At 38.3% G+C, this 16,567-nt stretch carries 15 protein-coding genes; 5 read left to right on the plus strand and 10 right to left on the minus strand.

Annotation, left to right across the window (positions count from 1 at the left end; genetic code table 11):
• Nucleotides 1-287 precede the first annotated feature (287 nt).
• On the plus strand, nucleotides 288-1,109 hold the full coding sequence (locus QP437_RS03155) for a DUF5718 family protein (protein WP_285266927.1): 822 nt from the start codon (nucleotides 288-290) through the stop codon (nucleotides 1,107-1,109).
• 42 nt (nucleotides 1,110-1,151) lie between these two features.
• Here the strand turns inward: QP437_RS03155 and birA are convergent, their stop codons facing one another.
• A complete protein-coding gene (gene birA, locus QP437_RS03160; RefSeq protein ID WP_285266928.1) occupies nucleotides 1,152-2,072 on the minus strand; it encodes a bifunctional biotin--[acetyl-CoA-carboxylase] ligase/biotin operon repressor BirA in 921 nt (306 codons plus the stop codon).
• Nucleotides 2,073-2,199: 127 nt separating this feature from the next.
• Between birA and guaB the strand changes: the two genes are divergently transcribed.
• The 4 genes from guaB (at nucleotide 2,200) to QP437_RS03180 (ending at nucleotide 6,669) form a co-directional block, all read left to right on the plus strand.
• A complete protein-coding gene (gene guaB / locus QP437_RS03165) occupies nucleotides 2,200-3,663 on the plus strand; it encodes an IMP dehydrogenase (protein WP_005697778.1) in 1,464 nt (487 codons plus the stop codon).
• Between the two features lie 17 nt (nucleotides 3,664-3,680).
• A complete protein-coding gene (locus QP437_RS03170; protein WP_285266929.1) occupies nucleotides 3,681-4,091 on the plus strand; it encodes an HNH endonuclease in 411 nt (136 codons plus the stop codon).
• An 8-nt stretch (nucleotides 4,092-4,099) separates the two neighbouring features.
• A complete protein-coding gene (guaA, locus tag QP437_RS03175) occupies nucleotides 4,100-5,659 on the plus strand; it encodes a glutamine-hydrolyzing GMP synthase (RefSeq protein ID WP_285266930.1) in 1,560 nt (519 codons plus the stop codon).
• A 77-nt stretch (nucleotides 5,660-5,736) separates the two neighbouring features.
• Nucleotides 5,737-6,669: an AEC family transporter gene (locus QP437_RS03180; protein ID WP_285266931.1), complete on the plus strand. Its 933-nt coding sequence runs from the start codon at nucleotides 5,737-5,739 to the stop codon at nucleotides 6,667-6,669.
• A gap of 21 nt (nucleotides 6,670-6,690) precedes the next feature.
• On the opposite strand, the gene QP437_RS03185 is transcribed toward QP437_RS03180, so the two are convergent.
• The 9 genes from QP437_RS03185 to QP437_RS03225 form a co-directional block, all read right to left on the minus strand.
• Complete coding sequence (locus QP437_RS03185) at nucleotides 6,691-6,936, minus strand: YgjV family protein (protein ID WP_285266932.1); 246 nt, start codon at nucleotides 6,934-6,936, stop codon at nucleotides 6,691-6,693.
• A gap of 122 nt (nucleotides 6,937-7,058) precedes the next feature.
• Complete coding sequence (locus QP437_RS03190) at nucleotides 7,059-7,388, minus strand: branched-chain amino acid transporter permease (protein ID WP_285266933.1); 330 nt, start codon at nucleotides 7,386-7,388, stop codon at nucleotides 7,059-7,061.
• Nucleotides 7,385-8,110, minus strand: coding sequence for an azaleucine resistance protein AzlC (gene azlC / locus QP437_RS03195; protein ID WP_197559307.1), 726 nt, complete (start codon nucleotides 8,108-8,110; stop codon nucleotides 7,385-7,387). The genes QP437_RS03190 and azlC overlap by 4 nt, the downstream gene beginning before the upstream one ends.
• Nucleotides 8,111-8,119: 9 nt before the next feature.
• Nucleotides 8,120-9,049, minus strand: coding sequence for a LysR family transcriptional regulator (locus tag QP437_RS03200; protein WP_049384778.1), 930 nt, complete (start codon nucleotides 9,047-9,049; stop codon nucleotides 8,120-8,122).
• 113 nt (nucleotides 9,050-9,162) lie between these two features.
• Entirely contained in the window at nucleotides 9,163-11,118 is a 1,956-nt protein-coding gene (locus QP437_RS03205) for a site-specific recombinase (RefSeq protein ID WP_285266934.1), read from the minus strand.
• Nucleotides 11,119-11,263: 145 nt separating this feature from the next.
• Entirely contained in the window at nucleotides 11,264-12,316 is a 1,053-nt protein-coding gene (gene fbpC, locus QP437_RS03210) for a ferric ABC transporter ATP-binding protein (protein ID WP_065285904.1), read from the minus strand.
• Nucleotides 12,317-12,340: 24 nt separating this feature from the next.
• Nucleotides 12,341-14,398 (minus strand): iron ABC transporter permease, encoded by a 2,058-nt coding sequence (locus QP437_RS03215; protein WP_285266935.1) that lies wholly within the window; start codon nucleotides 14,396-14,398, stop codon nucleotides 12,341-12,343.
• Nucleotides 14,399-14,409: 11 nt separating this feature from the next.
• A complete protein-coding gene (locus QP437_RS03220) occupies nucleotides 14,410-15,447 on the minus strand; it encodes an ABC transporter substrate-binding protein (protein WP_285266936.1) in 1,038 nt (345 codons plus the stop codon).
• 74 nt (nucleotides 15,448-15,521) lie between these two features.
• Nucleotides 15,522-16,562: an ABC transporter substrate-binding protein gene (locus QP437_RS03225; RefSeq protein WP_005697792.1), complete on the minus strand. Its 1,041-nt coding sequence runs from the start codon at nucleotides 16,560-16,562 to the stop codon at nucleotides 15,522-15,524.
• Between the last annotated feature and the right edge of the window lie 5 nt (nucleotides 16,563-16,567).

Consider the following 16,567-nt stretch of genomic DNA (forward strand, 5'->3'; position numbering starts at 1 on the left):
TTAAAAAATATTTTTAAAACAAGTCAATCAACAAGTGCCCACACAGATTGTCTGATATATTGTTAAAGAGCAAAAAACAACGACGCACCGGTTTTTCTTAAGATTCACAACAGCGCGTCGTTGTGTGGGGCGTATTATAGGACTTTCAGAATTCTTTGCAAGTGCTTTTTTATAAAAAAATTCAATTTTTTTACTGTCTGATGATTTAATCATCAAAGTGAATTGTCTTTGTTCAATATTCAAGGTAAATTACCCCAAAAAAGAGTAAGCAATCTAATGAGGTCTTTATGAATTTTGAACAAATGATTGGTTTCGGTGTGGCAGGAAATTTCGCAGGTCATTTAGAACAAGCTGGCGAAGCAGCTGATTTCACTCAAGTAAAAACAGAAAATGCCATTCAACCCAAAGCGATTTTCCCGTTTTATGTGCCAAGCGAAAAAGCTGGCTTTCTTTCTACCTTTCCTTTAAGTCACAATCAAATTAATTTTCCACAAGGTGCTGATAATCTGCAAATTGAGCCTGAGATTGCACTTATTTGTGATCTTATCTATAAAGGAAAGCAAGTTGAAAAAATTATTCCGCACTATTTTGCAGCCTATAATGACTGCTCTATTCGTCGTCCTAATGCGAAAAAAATCTGTGAAAAGAAAAACTGGGGATCGGCAAGTAAAGGTGTTTCAACCAAACTAATTCCACTTTCTTCCTTTATTAAGGGAAGTGAAATTGATCAATATCGTATCGCTTGCTTCCATAAAAGAAATAGCGAGCTCAATACGTATGGTATTGACAGCCCCGCTATCGGTTATAGCTATTTCCACCAACAATTATTAGATTGGATCGTCGATAGAATGAATAATCAACCGGATGAGGGACCGATGAATCATATTGCTTCTTTATTAGAGCAAGCAAACTATCCTGAACAAGCGATTATTAGTATTGGCGCCACCCGTTATACCGAGTTCGGCGAAATGCATTTCTTGCAACCCAATGATCTTAGTATTGTTGTCGTGTATGACGGTGAAAAATATTCTGCTGAGGAAATTGAGAAAATGGCAAGAGATGAAAAATTTGCAGATGACATTTCAGCGCTTATTCAAAAAGTGGTTTAGCATCATATAAAAAGTGCGGTTAATTTTAACCGCACTTTTGGTTTACTTCCTTCTTAAAGAAACTTCTCCGGCATTAAAATACCGCTCACCTTCATCGGTTATGACTTTTAAATAACCGCGTTTATCAATCCCCTGCTCTATACCTGAAATCGCGCCTTGTTCTGTAAAGACATTCACTTCATCACCAAAAAATTCATTATGGTTTATCCATTGTTGCATGAATTCCTCATCAATGCCTTTTTCTTCAAATTGAGCTAATCGAGAATAAATACGTTGAATCACTTTAACAAGGATCATTTCACGATCTATATCAGGATTCTGTTCAGTTAATTGTGCATACGGCTGACTAATTTCGGTTGATTGTGGCAATTTTACATTGATCCCTATACCAACCACTAAATTAAGCAACCCATTCTTGTGATTAATAATCTCCACTAAAATGCCACCTAGTTTCCTCCCTGAAAGCAAAATATCATTTGGCCATTTCACTTTCGCATTTAACGCTTCTGCAATAGCTAAACCAATCACTAAACTTAATCCATCCAATGCTTTTTTAGGATCGATAGTCCAATAAAAACTAAAAATTAACTGCCCAGCAAACGGTGAAAGCCATTGACGACCGCGACGTCCTCGCCCTGCTGTTTGATATTCTGCCAAACACAAATCGCCTTTTTTTAATAGGTTAATTTGATTCGTTATAAATTCATTTGTTGAAGAAATGGTTTGATGATAATGCACAGAATAAGGAAAAAGTGCGGTCGAAATAGCTTGAGGATTTAACAAGGGCATTTCTGGCATCAGCTGATAAATCTCATTTTCTTCTTGAATATTTAATCCCACTTCTCTCAACAATGCCATTTCTTGCGCCAATTCATTTGACGTAATATTTAAAAACGACATCAAATCTGACCGCACTTTAGGTTGACAATCAGACAAACAATCCAATAACGATGGCATATTCATTCCTTCTCATAAAAACCTTAGCAAATCTTACCATAAAAGCGAAAAAATTCATTTTCAACCACATGAAAAATCTGTATAATCTCGCCGCAATATTTTTTGACACAATTTTTAACAGCGAGATATTGCCATGCTTAGAATTAAACAAGAAGCTCTGACTTTTGACGATGTTCTACTCGTCCCAGCTCATTCAACTGTTCTTCCGAACACAGCTAACCTCTCAACTCAACTCACCAAAGAAATTCGCTTAAATATTCCGATGCTTTCTGCTGCAATGGATACTGTCACAGAAACCAAATTAGCAATCTCTTTAGCACAAGAAGGTGGTATCGGCTTTATTCATAAAAACATGACGATCGAACGCCAAGCGGATCGTGTTCGTAAAGTGAAAAAATTCGAAAGTGGTATCGTTTCTGAACCTGTCACTGTTTCTCCCGATTTAACCCTTGCAGCACTTGCTGAAATGGTGAAGAAAAACGGCTTCGCAGGCTACCCTGTTGTTGATGCTGAAAATAACTTAATCGGTATCATCACTGGCCGAGACACGCGTTTCGTAAAAGATTTAAGCAAAACTGTTTCACAATTAATGACAAAAAAAGAAGATTTAGTCACCGTAAAAGAAGGTGCAAGCCGTGAAACGATTTTAGAATTAATGCATCAAAACCGCGTAGAGAAAGTACTTGTAGTAGATGATGCATTCAAATTAAAAGGCATGATCACCGTTAAAGACTTCCAAAAAGCGGAACAAAAACCAAATGCATGTAAAGATGAATTTGGTCGTTTACGTGTCGGTGCAGCTGTAGGTGCAGGCCCAGGTAACGAAGAACGTATTGATGCTTTAGTGAAAGCCGGCGTAGATGTGTTGTTAATCGACTCTTCTCACGGTCACTCAGAAGGCGTATTACAACGTGTTCGTGAAACGCGTGCAAAATATCCAAACTTACCTATCGTTGCGGGAAACGTAGCAACGGCTGAAGGTGCTATCGCACTTGCAGACGCAGGCGCAAGCGCAGTGAAAGTAGGTATCGGTCCAGGTTCAATTTGTACAACTCGTATCGTGACCGGTGTAGGAGTTCCACAAATCACCGCTATCGCAGATGCTGCTGCGGCATTAAAAGATCGTGGTATTCCAGTTATCGCGGACGGTGGTATTCGTTTCTCTGGTGATATTGCAAAAGCTATCGCAGCAGGTGCGAGCTGTGTAATGGTTGGTTCTATGTTCGCGGGTACTGAAGAAGCACCGGGTGAAATCGAACTTTACCAAGGTCGTGCATTTAAATCTTACCGCGGTATGGGTTCATTAGGTGCCATGGCGAAAGGCTCATCAGACCGTTACTTCCAATCTGATAACGCTGCAGACAAACTCGTGCCAGAAGGTATCGAAGGCCGTATTCCATACAAAGGTTACTTAAAAGAAATCATCCACCAACAAATGGGTGGCTTACGTTCTTGCATGGGCTTAACTGGTTGCGCAACCATCGAAGAATTACGCACGAAAGCAGAATTCGTTCGCATCAGTGGTGCAGGTATTAAAGAAAGCCATGTTCACGATGTAACTATCACTAAAGAAGCGCCAAACTATCGCATGGGTTAAAACAAAAGGTATTTTATATGCATCTCCCTAATGTTAAACAAAAAATAACTAACCAAGAACTATGTGATATTTTTAAATGTTCAACTCAAGGTGGCATGAGAAGATCTCTAAAAACAAAAACTCTTGTTTTAGTTACCAAAACTTATGGAAAACAGACATATATCAATCACTGGGAAAATGATATTTTATATTTAACTGGGATGGGATTAACTGGCGATCAAACCTTAAGCTCTCAAAATAAAACTTTATCGGAATCAGATAGTAACAATGTTACTCTACACTTATTCGAAAATGACGCACCTAATTCATATATTTATGAGGGGGTTGTCACATTAGCTGGTCCGATTATTAAGAAAGCTCAGAAAGATAAAGATGGAAATAACCGCAAAGTATATATCTTTCCACTGAAGAAAATTAATACAATTTAGAGAAAAAAATGACAAACATCCACAATCATAAAATCCTGATCCTCGACTTCGGTTCACAATATACTCAACTGATTGCACGTCGTGTGCGTGAAATCGGTGTGTACTGCGAACTTTGGGCGTGGGATGTGACTGAAGAACAAATCCGTGAATTTAATCCAGACGGTATCATTCTTTCTGGTGGTCCTGAAAGTACCACTGAAGAAAACAGCCCGCGTGCACCTGAATATGTATTTAATGCCGGCGTGCCTGTATTGGGTATTTGCTACGGCATGCAAACCATGGCAATGCAACTTGGCGGTTTAACTGAAACCTCTGAACATCGTGAATTCGGCTATGCCTCTGTTTTAATGGATAATCCAACCGCACTTTTCGCTCATTTAAATGATGGCGATAGCAAATTAGATGTATGGATGAGCCATGGCGATAAAGTCACGCGTTTACCTGAAAACTTCCAAGTTACCGGTACGACTCCAACCTGCCCAATTGCGGCCATGTCTGACGAAAATCGTCGTTTCTACGGTGTACAATTCCACCCTGAAGTAACCCATACCAAAAAAGGTTTGGAATTATTAATGAATTTCGTGGTGAACATTTGTGGTTGCGAAACCAAATGGACAGCAGAAAACATTATCGAAGATGCCATTGTTCGCATTAAAGAGCAAGTGGGCGATGATGAAGTGATTTTAGGTTTATCTGGTGGTGTGGACTCTTCTGTGGTTGCATTACTTTTACACCGTGCTATCGGCAAAAACTTACACTGCGTATTCGTGGATAACGGTTTACTCCGCTTACACGAAGGCGATCAAGTCATGGAAATGTTCGGTGATAAATTCGGCTTGAACATTACCCGTGTTGACGCTGAAAGCCGTTTCTTAGGCGAACTTGCAGGCGTATCGGATCCTGAAGCGAAACGTAAAATTATCGGTAAAGTATTCGTGGATGTATTTGATGATGAATCGAAAAAACTCACTAATGTGAAATGGTTGGCACAAGGTACGATCTACCCTGACGTGATCGAATCTGCAGCAAGCAAAACCGGTAAAGCACATGTGATTAAATCACACCACAACGTAGGTGGCTTACCAGACTATATGAAACTTGGCTTAGTTGAACCTTTACGTGAATTATTTAAAGATGAAGTACGTAAAATCGGTTTAGCATTAGGCTTACCGGCTGAAATGATCAACCGCCACCCATTCCCTGGTCCAGGTTTAGGCGTCCGTGTATTAGGCGAAGTGAAAAAAGAATACTGCGATTTATTACGTCGTGCGGATGCAATCTTTATCGAAGAATTGCGCAATAGCGGTTGGTATGAAAAAACCAGCCAAGCCTTCAGCGTGTTCTTACCTGTAAAATCTGTAGGTGTGATGGGTGATGGCCGTAAATACGATTGGGTTATCTCACTACGTGCGGTAGAAACCATCGACTTTATGACCGCACATTGGGCACATTTGCCTTATGATTTATTGGGCAAAGTGTCTAACCGTATTATCAATGAAGTGAATGGCATTTCCCGCGTGGTGTATGACATCAGCGGAAAACCCCCAGCAACGATCGAATGGGAGTAACCTAAATCAATTTAAAGGGCAAATTATTTTGCCCTTTTCTTCTTTTATAACAACAACTTTTCTCATCAAGATTCACTATGGATATCACTTTTTTACTCGGCACTAAAATTATTGAACTGACACTTATTGTGCTTATTGGTTATGGGTTGGTTAAATCAAAACTATTAAAATCAGAAGATAGCAAGCCGCTTTCTATTATTGGGCTTTATGTTATCAGTCCATCAGTGATGATTGAGGCATTTCAAATTGATTACACACCTGAAATCCTGCAAGGTTTACAGCTCTCACTGCTTATGGCGGTGTTTCTTCACATTATTTTGATTATCATTGGCAGTCTATTAAAACGCCTACTAAAACTTGATCCTATTGAGCACGCCACCTCCATTTATTCTAATTCTGGTAATTTAATTATTCCGATTGTGATGTCGCTATTTGGCAAAGAATGGGTCATTTACGCCAGCTGTTTTATTGTGGTACAAACCTTTCTATTTTGGACGCATTGTCGTTTGATTATTGTAGGAAAAGGAAATTTATCTTGGAAGATGATTGCCAAAAACATCAATATTTGGTCAATTCTCGTCGGGGCATTTTTGTTTGCTTTTCAAATTAAGTTGCCAAATATTATTAATGGTACGCTGTCTTCGATTGGATTGTTTATTGGTCCGAATGCCATGCTTGTCGCCGGTATGCTGATTGCGGCAATTCCTTTACGGAGCATCGTAGCATCCAAACGCATTTATTTAGTTACACTCTTGCGGTTGCTACTTATTCCACTTGCATTATTGGTATTAATAAAGCTGATTGGGTTTGTACAGTGGGCTGAAAAAGGCGAGATCATTGTGCTAATTAGCTTTTTAGCCACCACTAGTCCTTCTGCAGCAACCGTGACACAAATGGCGGTGATTTATAACAACAATCCACAAAAAGCCAGCGCCATTTATGGTGTAACGACGCTGCTTTGTATGTTTACTATGCCAATAGTAATTGCGTTATATCAAATGTGGGGGTAAATCGTGGAAAAGTGCGGTCAATTATTTAAGCACTTTTGATGCCGGCTGCTCTTTTTTCAAATGATAAAGTTGATATAAGTTAACGAAAACTAAGAATGCGTTTAGAAGCGCAACTGGATAAGATTTGATGATCAAACTGTAAACGACAAAAAGTACCGCTCCAATTGCATTAACAACTCTCAAGTGAACAATCGATTTAAATAAAAAAGACGCGGCTACAAAAAATGTTGCCAAATAACCTAATAATTCGATGAAATTAAATTCCATAAATCTCTCCGTCAACAATGATTGGAGGCGGCATCATAAAAGATTTTGGAATTGAGGAAAAGAGGCGAAATAAAGGCAACCGATTGCAATATCAAGAAATTTTTATTTCACTCAACATTCGCTTAGATAAAGATTTTTTGCACTAAAAACATATAAAAAATCGTACCTGCTGAAATGGAAAGAAACATGTTCTTTTTCCAGAAATGCAATCCCAATACCAAAGCTCCCGCAATAAAATCGGGCAAGCCGTGATAACTACTCAACACATCCACATTTTTATAGCAATACACTACTAGCATCCCAAACATCGCGGCAGGTAATACTTTACCTAGATAACGAACATATTCCGGAATCGGACGATTTGCAGGAAAGATCCAGAATGGCAATAATCGAGTAAATTGCACGCACACAATACAAATCACAATGGTGATAATTTGTTCCATCAATGTCATTTTAGTGCCTCCAATTTAGATGAAAGTTTAGGACGTCGTACCGTTAATAGAATCCAGATACTGATTAGCGTTGGCACTAAAAAGTGTTCTTTCCCCACAATTAACAGCGATACAAAGGCTACGCCTAAACCTAATAATGAGCTTTCATGAGATTTTTCTTTTAGCCAGTTTTCAGCAAAGATTACGAGGAAAAGTGCGGTCATCCCAAACTCTACCCCTTTTAAATCAAAAGGAATGATTGAACCAAATAGGTTACCTAATCCGGCTCCTACGACCCAATAAAGATGGAGATAAAAACTGACAAAGAACATGTACCAGCCTTTATCTAAATGGTCGGGGATTTTCGCCATATAGTTCAGGGAAAAACTTTCATCTACTAGAGTACTAATTAAATACCAACGTTTTTTCCCAATTTGAGCACCATATTTTTCTAGCATGGAAATGGCATAAAAAATCTGACGACCACTTACCATCAGCGTAACTAATGCGACACTTAAAGGCGAAAAAGGCATGACTAATGCTGCAGCAGCAATAAATTCAACGGAGCCCGCATAAATGAGTGCTGCCATTGCAACAGGGAACCAAACACCAAATCCAAGTGCTTTCATGTAAATGCCATATGCAATGCCTAAAAATAAAAAGCCGGCAAGCATTGGCATGCTGTAAGGAAATGCCGCTTTTGCTGCGGCTTTGATGGGATTTTCTGTCACCACTTCTGACATATTGGCCTACTACAACTCTAAAACAGACAAACCAGGTAAGGTCGAAAAACTTTGTGCTTTTACTGTTTGATGGAAATCTTCGATATAAGCTAAATTGGCATCTTCTTTACGAATTGCTGCATAAAGGTTACTGTACAACCCTTCTTCTGTAATTTTGCGTGCCACTACATACCCTTTTTCTAAATAAGGCAAGGCAGCCCAATAAGGCACTGTAGCAATACCCCGACGACTCGCCACTAACTGGATCAAGGCGATCGTTAGCTCTGTCGTACGACGTGGCGGATTAATACCTTTCGGTTTCAACACTTGACGATATAAGTCTAACATATCATCAGGCACGGGATAGGTTACCCAAGTTTCCTCAGCAAAATCTTCTGCCTGCCAAACGTCTTTATTGGCTAATGGATGATCTTTAGAACAGATTCCCACCATTTCATAAGAAAATAGCGGTTTAAACAGAACATCATCATTTTGCTCAACGTCTGACACTATCGCCCAATCTGCACGATGAGACAATAACAATCCTACAGGATCAGTATGGAAACCTGAGACGATATCCAATTCCACTAGACTCCAATGCTGACGAAACTCATCCATCGCTGGCATTAACCAGTCGAAACAGGTATGACACTCTACTGCAATTCTTAACTGCCCTGCATCACCGTGTTTTACGCGTGCAAGCTCACGTTCTGCATCAACCACTTTTGGAAGAATTTCATTGGCAAGACGAATCAAACGATCGCCTGCTGCAGTAAAACGCAATGGATTACTTTTACGCTCAAAAAGAGGTAAACCGAATTGCTCTTCCATTAATTTAATTTGATGAGAGAGTGCCGATTGTGTTAAATAAACACGTTTTGCCGCCATCGAGACGCTGCCCGTTTCCTTTAAAGCAAGCAAGGTTCTTAGGTGACGAAGTTCAAGAAATGTGGGTTTCATTAGAATAATTCATAAAGTTATAGCATTAGATGAGCAACATGATAACGCAAATTAAATTTGTCGAAAAGAAAGCGCGGTCAAAAACGTTGATATTTTGACCGCACTTAAGAGGGTTATTTATCTAATTGAACAGGGAAAAATAAGCTTAATGGACGTTTTCTCACAATTTGACAAACTTCATGCCAAATTGCCCACCAGCTGTCAATTTCCGTATTTAAAGAGCGCAGTGCGACCCAAAGTGTCAATGAAAAACTGACCATTAAATTAACTAAACCAATCAGCAACACAAAAGCAATGCATTGTAAAAAGAATGGATAGGCAAATTGTCCACTGACTGCACTATATCCTAAATTCGCTGATGAAAATGCAACATGACGAATATCTAACGGGAGATGAGTTAAATATCCCACTAAACCGGTAAGCCCAAGTAACATACCAAAACAGAAGTTACCAATAAGCGAACCATAATTCTCATGCATATAATTAGCAAATTTAACGCGAGACTTCTCAGACATCAATTTTTTTAATAACGGATGTTGTGCTAAACGCATGCGCATATTCAAATAATTGCTACGATTATCAAAATAGCCAGAAATAATTCCGGAGCAGAATAACCATACACCTGCAATAGCTGCGAACCATAAAGAACCATCTAAAGGATCAATACGGTGTAATTGATAGGCTATTTTCTCTGAATTCATCAATGGCTCACCTGTTTGATGTTGATAAACAAAAGCAATTAATGCCGCTAATCCCATAGCAACTACTACATTGCCTAAAACGGCCACGCTTTGGGAACGAAATACATCCACTAATAACTGGGCTAATTTCATATTTAATGTTTTGCCTTGTGGATTTTTCTCCACTGCCTCAGCAAAACGAGCAGCTGTCATGGCTGGCTGTTTGGTTGCAACCGTGAAATGCAACATAAAGATCACCATAAAACCGAAGCCGTAATTTAAACCTTCGGCAAGACCTTTCCAGACTTTATCATCAATAATGCTGCCTAAATAGGTTTTAAATAACGCCATTAGTGCAATCAATACACCACCACCTGCCGCAGAGTAAAACATTGCCCAATACTCTTTTTTATCTCGCGTAATGTAATGCTCACCGTGGTCCCCAGCATTCTGCGTAACACTACGAGCAATTAATCCTGAGCTTTGTTTCCATAATCGGGAAATACTATGACGTTCCGCTGCCGCACGGGCAAAACAACCGGTTAATAACAATATTCGGCGTGGTAAATAGCGATTTGAAACAAAAATTGCCATCAACGTTTTTAATCGTTCTAAAGTCTGGGAAAGACGTTCTAATAAATACGCTGTATTTAAGGAAGACCCCACTACTGCCCCACGTTTCTGTAAGCCAATAATCAATGCCTTACATTGATCAAACATTACCTGTAAATGGCTATCATCAAAATCTATTGACTGGCGACGCGCCGCTACCCAATCAACCACCTCATGGTGTAAAGCAACAAAAGGTGAATCAGCATTTAACAGAGAGGGTTCCATTCGCATCAGTTCAGGATCCATATCTTCAGCTGCAATCCAAATTGAAAGCATCTCTATGGCAAATAGCCCTTCACTTTCAATATGATTTTTTAAACGTTCCCGATCTTTTTGTTCTGTATAACGGGTTAAAACGCCAAATACGCCTCGCCACGTTTTTAATGGGACGGCATCAATCCAGCGTGCATCATTTTTATCGCTAAACAATAAATAAAAAATATCACGTAAATCATTAATATCTTTAAAAGAGGGGTTAAAACGCTCATAAATACGCGTTTTCATTTCTTGCCCAAAACCGCCACGCGTAAGAATACCACTACTAATAAACAACGGGTAAAGGCGTAAACCACATAACCAACCACATAATAATTTCGAAACAGAACAGCCTAATTCTTTATCTTTCTTTAAGATAAACTTAAATAAATGTAAGGTTGGAGAAATTTTTTCTGTAGGGCTATTACGTAATAATTGGCACAGCCCTTCCACAAGACCAAAGGCATCGTTTTCCGCCACTTTGTTTCGCAAAAATTGCGGTAAGGTATCGGTTTTAATCATGAGCTTTCCCCCATATCGTTTATATTCAAAAGCGAGACATTATACAGCTCTGTTGGATAAAGTAAAAATGAAAGGAAAAGCGCGGTCAATTTTGAAAGGGTTTTAAAAGAAAAGGCGTATGTTTCCATACGCCTTTAGATTGATATTATTTCTCTTTCTTCAGCAAGAAAATGCCTTGTTCAGAGAAATTCACATAAGCTTGTTTCAGATTAGCATTGAAGTCTTCAGGTTTAGTATTAATGAGCAATTCTTTGCCTGCCCAAATTGCCACCACTTCCCAGTGATTACCCATATAGACTGCACTCTTGATTTCACATTGTTGTGCTGCCTCGCCTTCTGCTTTTAAGTAAATTGCTTCAGGACGTACGCCTACTAAGCATTCACCATCTGGTAAATTGAATTGTGCCGCATTGCTTAATGGTAATTTGTAGCCATTCACGTCAATGGTGTTATTTTCCAATTTACCTTCAAAGATGCTCGATTCCCCCATGAAGTTTGCAAGGAATAAAGAGTTTGGACGCAAATAAAGCTCTTTTGCCGGTGCTTTTTGCATGATTTTACCTTTATTCATGACGATAACTTCATCGGATACCGCAAATGCTTCGGTTTGGTCGTGAGTCACATAAAGCGAGGTAATACCTAAACTTTGTTGTAATTCACGGATTTTTTCACGCATAGAACGACGTAAGTTTGCATCTAAGTTACTTAATGGTTCATCAAAAAGTAATACTTTTGGTTTTAACACTAACGCACGTGCTAATGCCACACGTTGTTGTTGACCACCTGAAATCTGATCCACAAAACGATCTTCAAAACCTGCTAAATCAACTAACTCTAAGGCTTCTTTTACACGTTTAGCGCGTTCTTCTTTTCCCACACCTTGCATACGTAAACCATAGCCCACGTTATCGCCAATGCTCATATGTGGGAATAAAGCGTAAGATTGGAATACGATACAAATATCACGATTTTGAATAGATGATTTGGTTACATCTTCACCATCGATAAAAATTTGTCCTGAAGTTGGGTTCTCTAAGCCTGCCACCAAACGTAACACAGTGGTTTTACCACAACCAGATGGCCCTAATAAGGTCACCATAGTGCCACGTTTAATGGTTAAATCTAAATTATCAATGACTGTGGATTTACCAAAAGATTTAGTGATATTTTTTAATACTAAGAAATCATTATTACTCATAATATTTACCTACAACTTAACGAGTTAATTCATTTTTTTCGCTTTAGAACGGGAAATTCGGGTATCACCCACAATCCAGTCAAAGAATAAAATAATGGCCATCATAACTACTATCAGAATTGAACCATATGCAATTGCAATTCCGTATTCACCATCTTCTACACGGTTTAAAATATAAGATGTAGCAACACGGGTATCTGCTGTAACTAAAAATACAATTGCACTTACTGTAGTCATTGCTCTAACAAAGCTAGTTACAAGAGCTGAAAGCAAGGCTGGTTTTAATAAAGGGAAAACAATAAAACAAATAGTTTTAAAAGAGCTTCCTTTTAATGATAAAGAGGCCTCATCTAAAGATTTATCTAGTTGTCCTAATCCAGCAATAGCCGCTCGCATACCTACAGGCATATTACGCATAACCATTGATAAAATAACAATTAATGCAGTCCCAGTTATATAAATTGGCGCATCATTAAAGGCAAGTATGTAGGATACCCCTGCAACTGTACCTGGTACGGCAAAACACAACAAAGTTAGGAATTCTAAAGTTTTTTTACCTTTAAATTCCCGTCTAACTGTAATATAAGCAATAAGCAAGCCAAATAATGCAGTGATAGGTGCAGCTGTTGCAGCAAAAATGACTGTTTGAATTAACGATGGCCATGCTCCATCACTAAATCCTTGACCAAATAACGTAATATAATTTTTGAGAGTTAAAGTATAATCAACACCCCAATTCACTGTAAAACTACCGTAAAAAATACTACCGTATAATAAAACATTAAATATAATCCAAAATGCTAATATAAACGTAATAGCATATTTCATCGTTACAGGAAGATCTTGTACATCACCACGATAAGATTTCCCTGATACAGTAGTGTATGAACGATTACCAATCCACCAATATTGAATAATAAAAATACCCAATGAGAAAATTAGAAGAATTGTTCCTAGAGTACTTGCGGATGCATAATCTAATTGAGAACCAGCTATATAAAAGTAAATCTGTGAAGAAATAACATCAAAGCTTCCGCCTAAAACTAACGGAGTACTAAAATCGGCTATAGATTGAATAGCAACAACTAAAAAAGAATTTGCTAACGCAGGTTTAAGCAATGGGAAAATAATATTAAAGAAAGTTTGATAACGATTTGCTCTTAAAGTATATGCAGCTTCCTCAATTGATGGATGGATGGACTTTAAAGCCCCCTCCAATATCATAAAAGACATTGGTGTTAATGCTAAGGTATGAGCAATAACAATTCCAGTAAAACCATACAACCAATTACTTTCGAATCCTAAATACTCAACTAAATAATGAGTAATATATCCTGAACGACCAAGCATTAATGTCACCCCTAAACCAACGACAAATGGAGGGGTAACAATTGGAAGAATAGAGAATATTTTACCAATAACTGCACTACGCTTTGCAATTCTAGTAGTATAAAGTGCAAATACTAAACCAAACGCTGTTGCAAGAATACCGATTGTCCCTGCGACAGCTAGTGAGTTTAAAATAATACGTATAACATAAGGCTGTTTAACAATGTCGAGCACCTGCCCTGGCACAAATTCATCTCCTTTGTAAAACATTGAGATAAAAATGGCTAAAGTAGGGTAAACAATAAAGAAAAATATAAGTAATACAATGCTCAATAGTGATGCGATAACGAATTTATCACTTTGCATCACTTTCATTTTGGCAAGAGCATTCGTTGAAATACCAATTAAAGCAATTGTAAGAATAAACTCAGAATAACCCAAGCTGAATTTTTCAATACTTGCTGAAATCATTACAAAAGAAAAAATTAAGCAAGCTAATAAAAACTCTATTTTACCTTGTTGTACGGCTCCTTTTCCTTTATATAAAAAAGAAAATATAGGAATAAGAAATAAAGAACCAAACCAAACCCAACTCAAATTTACTGAGCTCCAGCCCATGGCCGATAGGATTTCATTTTGTGTTGAATCAAAAATACCATAATATAATGCCATAGAAGGTAAAAGGGCAAAGCCTGCCATAGCAAGCATTACCCAAAATAGATTGGAATTGAGAAAATAATACTGCTTTCTCATAAAGCCTCCATTTATTTATTTAATTTAACTTCTCTCACCCAACGGTCGATCAAGCCACTACGCACATCTGATGCGCCAAATTTATTAAAATCATAATTAATTAAATTTAGCTCATTAGATTTCAATGCATAAGGTGAAGAGGTAGCATTTACATTTGTAAGAATGTGATGTGATTGTGCTTCTTTCCAAGAAATTTCTTGTGCCTCTTTAGACATAACCCAATCGACAAACAATTCTGCATTTTTTAAATTTCGGGCATTTTTAATTACACTTACGCCACCAAGTTCATAGCCGGTCCCTTCACAAGGAACAACTACCTCTATAGGTGCACCATTCTGTTTTTCAAAAGAATAGTTCTGTAAAAAGCCAATACCTATTGTTGTTTCCCCTCTAGCTAAATTATGAGCGGGTGCAGTTCCAGCTTTAGGATACTGTGAAATATTTTTATCTAATGCTTTTAAATAATTAAAGGCTTCATCCTCTCCCCAAAGCTGAACAAATGTTGCTATTGCGGTATATGCAGTTCCAGCACTTTGAGGATCTGAAATTTGAATTTCATTCTTAAATCTAGGATCGAGTAAATCTTTCCAGCATTTTGGAGTTTCAGTAATTCCTAATTTTTTCAATTTTTCTGTATTCACTCCAAAACCCAACACCCCCATATAAACTACGGAGCTGTAATTTCCTTTACGACGTCCAGGATCTTTAAATTGAGGCATAACTTCTGTCAGCATTGGTGATTGATATGCAGTTAGCAAATCCATCTCGGCAGCCTGAGAATGTGTATCAAATGTTCCACCATACCACACATCAGCTTGTGGATTATTTGTTTCAGCCTTTATTTTAGCTAGTGTACTGCCTGAACTATTACGAATAAAACTAGCATCTACATTGTATTTTTTAGCAAAAGATTGCACTTGTTTTTCACACACTGAGTTTTGTGCGCTGCAATATACTACTAACCGACCTTCAGCAATTGCTGAACTAGTAAAAAAGATCCCGCTAAACAAAGCAGCTGACAGACTCAAAGATATAGTTGATTTTTTCATTGATTGACTCCCTTTTATATTTTAGCTACAGGCTAAAAAATTAGGCGGACATCCCCGCCTAATTCATCTATAAACTATTTCGCTAATTTAACGTCTTGAACCCATTTTTCAATTAAGGCTTTGCGTTGTTCGGTTGCACCATATTTTTCAAAGTCATAATTGATGAGGTTCAGTTTATTTGGATCAAACGCAGTTGGTGATTGTTCCGCTGTGGTGTTGGTTAAGATTTGTAAAGAGTCACCTTGTTTCCACGCTAACTCTTGACCTTCTTTAGATAATGCCCAATCCACGAATAATTTTGCGTTATCGATGTTACGCGCACCTTTTAAGATACTCACGCCACCTAACTCGTAGCCTGTACCTTCACAAGGCACCACCAATTCCAACGGTGCACCTTGACGTTTTTCAAGTGCATAATCGTGTAAGAAACCGATACCTACCGCAGTTTCACCACGTGCCGCATTACGAGACGGGGTGACACCTGATTTGGTGTATTGAGATACGTTTGGATGTAATGCTTTTAAGAAATCAAAGGCTTTTTCTTCGCCCCAAAGCTGAACGAAAGTTGCCAATGCAGTGTAAGCTGTACCTGCACTTTGTGGGTCAGCAATTTGCACTTCGCCTTTTAAGCGAGGATCAGTTAAATCTTTCCAGCATTTTGGTACTTCTTTAATACCTAATTTTGCTAAACGCTCGGTATTCACACCAAAACCTAAGATACCCATGTAAATCGCAGAGACATAATGTCCTTTGGTTTTCGCTGGATCACGGAAACGCTCAACAATTTCATCAATGTGTTTAGATTTATAAGGTTCGATTAAACCTAACTCTGCAGCTTGTGCTTGAGGGTCGAATGTACCACCAAACCAAACGTCTGCTTGTGGGTTATTTTTTTCCGCTTCAACTTTTGCAAAAGTACTGCCTGAACCGTTACGAATAAATGAGGTTTTCACATCATATTTTTCGCCAAAGGCTTTTGTTGTCGTTTCACAAAGAATATTGGTCGCACTACAATACACCACTAAACGCCCTTGAGCATTAACAGCTGATGATGTCATGAAGCCTGCAGCTAAAAGTGCGGTTGAAATGGAGAGAGAAATTTTATTCATTTTCATCGTAC

The sequence above is a fragment of the Haemophilus sp. UMB1048 genome (assembly GCF_030218125.1).
Classification (GTDB): Bacteria; Pseudomonadota; Gammaproteobacteria; order Enterobacterales; family Pasteurellaceae; genus Haemophilus_D.

Excerpts from the sequence above, each read along its gene's own strand:
- QP437_RS03155 (WP_285266927.1), top strand. The coding sequence starts at position 288 with ATGAATTTTGAACAAATGATTGGTTTCGGTGTGGCAGGAAATTTCGCA.
- birA (WP_285266928.1), bottom strand. The coding sequence starts at position 2,072 with ATGAATATGCCATCGTTATTGGATTGTTTGTCTGATTGTCAACCTAAA.
- guaB (WP_005697778.1), top strand. The coding sequence starts at position 2,200 with ATGCTTAGAATTAAACAAGAAGCTCTGACTTTTGACGATGTTCTACTC.
- QP437_RS03170 (WP_285266929.1), top strand. The coding sequence starts at position 3,681 with ATGCATCTCCCTAATGTTAAACAAAAAATAACTAACCAAGAACTATGT.
- guaA (WP_285266930.1), top strand. The coding sequence starts at position 4,100 with ATGACAAACATCCACAATCATAAAATCCTGATCCTCGACTTCGGTTCA.
- QP437_RS03180 (WP_285266931.1), top strand. The coding sequence starts at position 5,737 with ATGGATATCACTTTTTTACTCGGCACTAAAATTATTGAACTGACACTT.
- QP437_RS03185 (WP_285266932.1), bottom strand. The coding sequence starts at position 6,936 with ATGGAATTTAATTTCATCGAATTATTAGGTTATTTGGCAACATTTTTT.
- QP437_RS03190 (WP_285266933.1), bottom strand. The coding sequence starts at position 7,388 with ATGACATTGATGGAACAAATTATCACCATTGTGATTTGTATTGTGTGC.
- azlC (WP_197559307.1), bottom strand. The coding sequence starts at position 8,110 with ATGTCAGAAGTGGTGACAGAAAATCCCATCAAAGCCGCAGCAAAAGCG.
- QP437_RS03200 (WP_049384778.1), bottom strand. The coding sequence starts at position 9,049 with ATGAAACCCACATTTCTTGAACTTCGTCACCTAAGAACCTTGCTTGCT.
- QP437_RS03205 (WP_285266934.1), bottom strand. The coding sequence starts at position 11,118 with ATGATTAAAACCGATACCTTACCGCAATTTTTGCGAAACAAAGTGGCG.
- fbpC (WP_065285904.1), bottom strand. The coding sequence starts at position 12,316 with ATGAGTAATAATGATTTCTTAGTATTAAAAAATATCACTAAATCTTTT.
- QP437_RS03215 (WP_285266935.1), bottom strand. The coding sequence starts at position 14,398 with ATGAGAAAGCAGTATTATTTTCTCAATTCCAATCTATTTTGGGTAATG.
- QP437_RS03220 (WP_285266936.1), bottom strand. The coding sequence starts at position 15,447 with ATGAAAAAATCAACTATATCTTTGAGTCTGTCAGCTGCTTTGTTTAGC.
- QP437_RS03225 (WP_005697792.1), bottom strand. The coding sequence starts at position 16,562 with ATGAAAATGAATAAAATTTCTCTCTCCATTTCAACCGCACTTTTAGCT.